General features: G+C 54.5%; 1 protein-coding gene. It reads right to left on the minus strand.

Going from position 1 to position 319, the window contains the following annotated elements; all coding sequences use genetic code 11:
* The coding region (locus HX884_RS26870; protein ID WP_178329068.1) for a hypothetical protein at window positions 1-309 on the minus strand (309 nt) is incomplete at its 3' end.
* Window positions 310-319: the final 10 nt, after the last annotated feature.

The following is a 319-nucleotide window of genomic DNA, read 5'->3' on the forward strand; positions in this document are numbered from 1 at the left end:
ACGGCAGGAAAAGCGGTAGCGCAGGTGTGCGCCGATACCATCCGGGTTTTTCTCGTCGATACGCTCCAGTTGAATATCAAGCTGGCGCTCCAGTTCAGACGCATAATTACGCCCGGATGAAAGACGGCAGTAGCGCAGGATGTCATTTTCTGTCCATCCCTCTACACCAGTGCGCAGCATATAGACGCGGGCGCGGTGTTTCTTTGGGGTTCGCTTAGGTACTTGTACCGGGCTGGTGGTCGGCGTAATATCAGACGTGCGAATATCTGAGTTAGCCGCCTGCTGTACGGGGCGGTTTTTCTTTTCCATTACGCCACCT

It is taken from the genome of Enterobacter sp. SECR19-1250, assembly GCF_013391025.1.
In the GTDB taxonomy this organism is placed as follows: domain Bacteria; phylum Pseudomonadota; class Gammaproteobacteria; order Enterobacterales; family Enterobacteriaceae; genus Enterobacter; species Enterobacter cloacae.